This is a genomic window from uncultured Nitratireductor sp. (assembly GCF_913053745.1).
In the GTDB taxonomy this organism is placed as follows: Bacteria; Pseudomonadota; Alphaproteobacteria; order Rhizobiales; family Rhizobiaceae; genus Nitratireductor.
The window spans coordinates 23395-30680 of sequence record NZ_CAJXGF010000039.1 but is presented as its reverse complement, the minus strand read 5'-3'; the positions used below and the strand labels follow the sequence as shown (position 1 = coordinate 30680).

Below are 7286 nucleotides of genomic sequence, written 5' to 3'. Positions count from 1 at the left end.
GCAGCCATCGTCGCGCTTCCAGCAAGCGAAGCCGGCACCGCCCGCATCGAGCGGGAAGTTGACGCCTACCGCCTGCAGTTCGCGGCCGCCGGCGCCTTCGCCGGAACCGCGAGCCTGACCTACACTCTTTCCAACGCCGAGGGCACATCCGAACCGGCCACCGTGAGGATCGAGGTGATCGCCCGGTCCGATCCGACGCAGGATCCTGAGGTGATCGGCCTCATCCGCGCGCAGACGGAAGCGGCCAAGCGCTTTGCCCGCATGCAGACCGGCAATTTCAACCGCAGGCTCGAACAACTCCATGACGAGGGCTCGCGGCGGCAGAATTCGATGAACCTGAATGTCGGCGTGCAGACCGGTTCGTCCAACCGAAACGCCTATGTCGAAGAAAAGCTGCTGACCGAGCGACCGGCCGCACGCGCACTCGACCGGTCGACACGGAAAGCGGATCATAAAAAACGTCCGGCAAAACCGCGGTCGGAAAACCCCTTCGGCGAACTCGCCATCTGGACGAGCGGTTATGTCAATTTCGGCACCAGCGAGGATGGCGGGCTCGACCTCGATCACACGCTTGTCGGCGTCAGCGGCGGTCTTGACTATCGCTTCACGCCGCAATTCATCGCTGGCATCGGTTTCGGCTATGGTCGCGATACGACCGATGTCGGCGACAACGGCACCGAAAACCGAGCCCATGCAATTTCGCTCGCCGCATATGGCAGCTATCGGCCGGATCCCGCCATTTTCATCGACGGCCTCGTCGGCTACAGTTTTATGGACTTCGACAGTCGGCGCTCTGTCACCGCCACGGGCGATATCGCCAGCGGCGAGCGCGATGGCGATCAGCTCTTTGGTTCGCTGTCAGTGGGCTATGAGCATCGCCGCGACGGACTGCTCCTGTCGCCTTATGGGCGGCTGGAAGCCTCCCACTCGACACTCGACGCCTTCACTGAGACCGGCGGCGGTCTCTACAGCCTGACCTATGGCGAGCAGACGATCGACACGCTGTCGGGCGCGCTGGGCTTGCGCGCCAAATATGCCATAGCGATGAGTTGGGGCGTCTTCACCCCGCGCGGCCGGCTCGAATACACCCATGATTTCGAGGGATCGAATGGTGCCAGTCTCGGCTATGCCGATATCGGCGGCCTGCCCTACGCACTCGATATCGGGCCCTTCTCGCGCGATTTCCTGACCGTCGGCCTCGGCTTCGACGCCGACATCGGTGAAACCTGGACCCTCGGCTTCGATTATCGCACCGCCTTCGGCACCGACGACGACAGCCATGATCACACATTCGGACTCAAGCTGGGGGCAACGTTTTGACGGCTTGCGCATCGGGACCGGGCACTGTTCGGCGGTTCGACGCTACTGGTGAAGCGTCTTAACCCGGCAAAGGCGAAGAAAGTCCAAAGAACGGCCAAATCGGGCCCAACCAAATTCTGGTGCGAGAATCCTATGCTACAAGCCTCATGTCATCCACCATTAACGTATGGAGCAAAAGGATCACTGCCCCGGGCTCCTGTCGCCGGAGGTTGGCGCGAAACTGCGAATTGCGGTTTTGCGCGGAAAACGTCTTGCCGCCGATTTTTGCGACCTGTCAGGCTGAGCGCCTAGCACAGTGGGAACACCGAGAGGGACACAATGAGCCGTACACCAAAATCTGCTGCACTATCGCGCAGGAACTTTCTGCTGGCCGGGACGGCGTTGGTTATGATGTCGGCGCTCGGTCAGCCGGGACAGGCGCAGACTCTGGGTCACGCGACACCCGGTTCGGGAAAAACCGATAACCCATATCTCGGGTTGCAAGGCGGCGATGGTGGAGCACCAGGGCAAAGCGGTGAGAGGGGGCAAGGCGCTGGTGGCGGTTCAGGCGGTGTGGCTGGTAGTGGCCCCGGTGCTGATGGCGAGAGTGGCGGTGATGGGGATGGCGGCGCCGGAGGCGGTGGCGGGGGCGGCGCGCATGGGGGTGTGCTGGACAACGGCCTTTCAGGCAGCCTGGTTGGGGGCAATGGGGGCGATGGAGGCGACACTTCATCTGAGAAGGCGGGCGGCGGCGGTGCCGGTGGTGACGGCGCAATCGCTGACCACAGCGTCAATGCCGTCATCGAAAGTGGAGCGATGTTGCGCGGAGGTGACGGAGGGGCAGGCGGTGTAGCGGAGGGAAACCATCACCTTGGGACCATGAGCCCCGGTGGAGGAGGCGGTGCGGGTCTTTTTGCAACGGGCACAGACGTCAGCGTCCAACTGAGAGTGGATGGGCAGATAATCGGTGGGCGTGGAGGAAGCTACTCCGGTGGCGCAGGCGGCGGCGGGGGCGGCGCGGGTGTGGTTTCTTCGGACGGGGCCGCCCTGTCAATCGACCTCTACGGATCGATTGTCGGAGGCGATGCCGGGGTAGAAAGGGACGGAACCAGCGGAATAAGCGGATCCACCGGCGATGGTGGTGACGGAATCGTGGCCTCAATCGACAGCCCGGTCACGATTGTCCTTCGAGAAATCTCCTCCATTGTTCGCGGTGGGGACGGAATGGCGGGAGGCCGACCGTCGCTGGGTTCCGGGGGAGCTGGCATGCGCCTTCCGGGTGGTGGCAGCGTCGTCAACAATGGCACCATTCAAGGTGGCCTGGGCGGAGGAATGTTTGGTGCGAGTTTGGGTGAGGGAGCCGGCACTGGAAGTGGTGGCGCATCCGGGCATGCATATGTTTGGAGACGGGGAAATGGCGGCGCGGGGATTGTAGGTGCCAACCTGACGGTCGTGAACAGTGGTCTTATCGCCGGTGGCGCTTGTTTTGAACCATGCAACCCATCGGTGCCATCGCATGGCAATGCAATTAACTTCACCGGAGGCACCAACAGTCTCGAGCTGCGCGATGGTTTCTCGTTTGTCGGCAATGTGGTCGGCAATGGCGATAACGACACCCTCTCCCTCGGCGGTGATGCCGACAGCAACTTCGATGTCGGCGCCATCGGCCCGATCGGCGGCAGCGGGCAATACCAGGGATTCGAGACGTTCGAGAAGACGGGGGACAGCACCTGGACGCTGACGGGCACGACCGGTGCCGTTACGCCCTGGACGCTGAGCGATGGCACATTGTCGGTCTCCTCGGATGGCAATCTCGGCGATCCCGCGGGTGCGCTCACCTTCGACGGCGGCAGGCTACGGGTAACGGGCACGGACTTCACGACCACGAACCGGTCTATCATCTGGGGGGACGACGGCGGCACCTTCGACATAGCCGATCCCGGCAATACGTTCTCGCTGTCGCAGGACTGGAGCAATCCGACCGGCGGCTTCGGAAAGGCCGGCTCCGGCACGCTGAAACTGACGGGGTCTGTCGAGACCGGCCTGTTCGACTTCGCCCAAGGCACGGTGGAGGTGACCGGGGACGGCACGCTCGACCAGCCGGCTTCCGTATCCGGCGCCGGTGGCAACGCCATCGGCCGGCGCAACGGCGACGACGCCGAACTCCTGATCTCCGATGGCGGGACGGTTTCAACCGAGAAATGGATTGATGTTGGCTATGGCACCGGCGCTACGGGCCGCGTCACCGTAACGGGTGAGGGGTCCAGCTTGCATGTCAGTTCCCACATGACCCTTGGCACTAATGGTACCGGAACCTTGACCGTCAATGACACCGGAAACGTCACTGGTGCCAGCGCCCTTTATGTCGGCGGCGGTAGTTCGGGCAATCTAGGCAGCGGCGCGGTCACCGTGCGCGGCAGAGAATCCAGGGTTGAAGCGGGTTATGTTCAGATCGCCGACTATGGCAACGGCGCAACCGGCGCGGTGACACTGGGTGAGGGCGGCGCTCTCAGTGTCTCCCACTATGTCTCCATGGCCTTCAACAATCCCGATGGGTCCGCCACACTCAAGATCGGCGCCGCCTCGGGCGATCCCACCGAAGCCGTGGCGCCCGGCGTGCTCGATGCCTCCGAGCTCCGGTTCCGGGAAGACAGCGCCCACCTCAACTTCAATCACACGGGCAACGCCTACACATTCGACACACCGCTCGTGAGCATGACCGACGGAGTCGGTTTCGTGAACCATTATGCCGGCACGACGCTGCTCACCGGTGACAGCTCGGGCTTTTCGGGTGATACGATCATCCATGGCGGCACGCTTGCGGTGAATGGTACGCTCGGCGGGAGCGTTGATGTCACTGACGGCGCCACGCTCGGCGGGACGGGCACTGTTGGCAACACGACCATTGCCGGTGGCGGCAGGCTTGCACCGGGCAATTCCACCGGCACGCTGACTGTTGCCGGCGATCTCGCTTTCCAGGCAGGATCGTTCTTCGACGTGGAGGTCGATGAAGCCAATGGCGTGGCCGATCGCGTTGATGTCGGCGGCATCGCGACCCTGGCCGGAACGGTCAGCGTGAATGCCTACCAGGCCGATCTCGACTACGGCTCCACCTATACGATCCTGACGGCCGGCAGTCTCGTCGACGGGTTCGACGCGGTGGAAGCCAATTACGCCTTTCTCGATCCCGCGCTCGCCTATGACCGGCAGGCGAACGAAGTGACGTTGAGCCTTGAGCGCAAGACGGATCCGGGCGATCCCAGTGATCCGGATGATCCGGGGGATCCCGACGACCCCGACGATCCGGTGCATTTCCGCGATGCCGCGCGGACGCCGAACCAGGTCGCCGCCGCCGACGGTGCGGAAAGCCTGGGCGAAGGCAACACTTTGTTCGATGCCATCATCGTCCTGCCCGAGGGCTCGCCGCCGGCCGCCTTCGATGCCATCTCCGGCGAAATCCACGCTTCGGCAAGAACGGCGCTGATCGAGAACAGCCGCTTCGTGCGCAATGCCGTCAATGCGCGCATCCGCGCCGCCTTCAGCAAAGGTACGACACCTGCCATGCCGGTCATGGCCTTTGGGCCCGGCGGCCCGGGCCCGACGGCGCCGGAAAGCATCGGCCCGGTCGCCTGGGGCGAGATCTATGGTGCCTGGAGCGAGACGGACGGCGACGGCAATGCGGCAAAACTCGACCGCGCGTCCGGCGGCTTCGTGACGGGCATCGACGGGGCCATCACCCGGAACATCCGGCTCGGTCTCGTCGCCGGCTACGGGCATAGCGCCTTCGATGTCGATGAGCGGGCCGCGTCCGGCTCGAGCGACAATGTTCACCTCGGCCTTTACGGTGGCGGGCAATGGGATGCGCTGCGCCTGTCGGGCGGGCTCGCCTATACCTGGCACGCCATCGAGACGAACCGCGCGGTCGTTCTCCCCGGCTTTGCCGATAGTCTTTCGGCAAACTATGACGCCGGCACCTTCCAGGCTTTCGGCGAGGCGGGCTATCGCATCGAGACCGGGGTGGCGAGCCTCGAGCCGTTCGCCGGCCTCGCGCATGTGAGCCTGCGCACGGACGGTTTTGCGGAAGAAGACGGCGCGGCCGCGCTGTCGGCCGCAAGCCAGACCGCGGACACGACCTTCACGACGCTGGGCGTCAACGCGTCAAGGAATTTTGCCATTGGCAGCATGAACGCGACGGCGCACGGCACGCTCGGCTGGCGCCACGCCTTCGGCGACACGACCCCGCTTTCCACGCACGCCTTTGCCGGCGGCGACGCCTTCACGGTCGCCGGCGCGCCGATCGCCGAGGACGCCGCCATCGTCAAAGCCGGGCTCGATCTCGCCATCGCCGACAACGCCACGCTCGGCTTCTCCTACGAGGGGCAGATCGCGAGCGATGCCCAGGATCACGGGTTCGACGCCAGCCTCGCCGTGCGGTTTTGAGCGTGGGGAAAACGAAGCATGCGGGAACAGCAACGGCCCTGCCTGTCTCCCGGTTGAAATGAAGAGGATTGAAAAGATGCAACTGTCGTCACTCTTGAGCCTCGCGGCACTCATCGCGCTTTCGGGGTGCGTTTCGGAAAGCGGCCCCACAAGCAGTTCGCCAAAACCCGTTTCATCGCCGACGCAAAAACGCGATCCCGTTGTCGGAAAGTGGCGTGTGGAACCGGCGGTCGGCACTGGCTCCGACAGTTGCAGCGTGACCTTCAGCCCCATCGCGACGGGCAAGGCCGGGCGCGTGTCGCCGTTCGCCTGTCATAAGGTAAGCGGGCTCGGCGGCCTTCACGGGTTCGCCGACATCAATCGATGGGAGCGCGACGGCCACCGGATCGTCCTGTCGGGCATTGCCGAACCGGGATTGGGCTTCATCAATCTGCCGAGGGATGACAACCCCAAAAGCGCCGGCGGCACGATGGACGACGGCGTTCGGTTCACTCTGGTGCGGAAGTAGCGGGGCGCTCCTCCCTCGAAATTTGTGTTACGCAACCACGCGTGAGTGAAGCCGCGTCGGATACCGCAATGTTTTATGCCGGGTTATGATCCGTCGAACAGACGATCGATCTGGACGCAAGCGGGTACGCAAAACCTGATCCCGCCAGCGAATAATGGTTCCAGAACGACTAACATTCTCTTAAGGGGCAAGGCCGCCCGTTGCTGATCTATTCAGCACGACACTGCACGTGATTGTAAGCAGAGAAGACAGCTATGCATCGTGAATATCAGGCAACGGCAACATTCGACAGAACCATGGATAAATTGGCGTCTGCCGTGCAGGACATAGGAATGCTTCGATCAGCTCGCCTGACGGCATCCATGAAGAAGAACCGGACGAAAGCGAACGCGACCCTGGTTCCGCTTGATTCTCATGACCTATTCTGTCGCTTCTGCAGTCGGGTCTGGTGCCTAAAATCCAGAGCGGGATATGCAATCGAGAACGCGGCAAGTCGCCATAGCCCAGTACCTATTCAAACCGGTAAGCGGCTTTGGGTTGATTTCGACGATCTGGTCAATGTGAACGTCTTTCATCATCCACCATCCGGGGGTGTTTCGATAGATCGGTAACGGGGTACTTGGGACATGATGATCGACTTGTGCCCAGTAACGGCCATCCATTCCATGGGCTACGTACGGCAAGGACTGCCAAGGCAGAAACTGTTCGGCTGGCGGTCACGGAAATTTTCGCCTAGTTATTGATAAATTTAACTAAATTGCTCTGTGGATATTGTCTTTCGCTTTTCCCGTGGCTGTCACGGTGCATCCGGGCGGCAATGACGGAGAGTACGATGAACAGTGATTTTTCCGCTGCGCGCGTCCACCTGGAGCGAGCCCAAGATTATCTGCGCGGCACCGACAAAACCAGTGAACAGGCGAGGCAAGCTCTGGACCAGTTGATCGAGGCTGTGGCCATTGCGCAATTCACCAAACCCAGAAGCAATGTGGTGCACTATCCGTTTGGCAAGGTCGCGCGACGATCCTGACCGGTCGTGTCA

The 7286-nt window shown here is 62.5% G+C and carries 5 protein-coding genes; all 5 read left to right on the top strand.

Features of this window, described 5'->3' with window-relative positions; all coding sequences use genetic code 11:
* On the top strand, window positions 1–1320 hold a 1320-nt coding region (locus tag QZ638_RS08735), incomplete at its 5' end, for an autotransporter outer membrane beta-barrel domain-containing protein (protein WP_295808974.1).
* 490 nt (window positions 1321–1810) lie between these two features.
* Window positions 1811–2152: a hypothetical protein gene (locus QZ638_RS08730; protein WP_295808973.1), complete on the top strand. Its 342-nt coding sequence runs from the start codon at window positions 1811–1813 to the stop codon at window positions 2150–2152.
* A gap of 26 nt (window positions 2153–2178) precedes the next feature.
* Window positions 2179–5739 carry an autotransporter domain-containing protein gene (locus tag QZ638_RS08725; RefSeq protein WP_295808971.1) on the top strand — a complete coding sequence of 1187 codons (3561 nt, stop codon included), beginning with the start codon at window positions 2179–2181 and terminating at the stop codon, window positions 5737–5739.
* A gap of 76 nt (window positions 5740–5815) precedes the next feature.
* Window positions 5816–6247, top strand: coding sequence for a hypothetical protein (locus QZ638_RS08720; RefSeq protein ID WP_295808969.1), 432 nt, complete (start codon window positions 5816–5818; stop codon window positions 6245–6247).
* Between the two features lie 832 nt (window positions 6248–7079).
* Window positions 7080–7274, top strand: a complete 195-nt coding sequence (locus tag QZ638_RS08715) for a hypothetical protein (RefSeq protein WP_295808966.1) — start codon at window positions 7080–7082, stop codon at window positions 7272–7274.
* The last annotated feature ends 12 nt before the right edge of the window (window positions 7275–7286 follow it).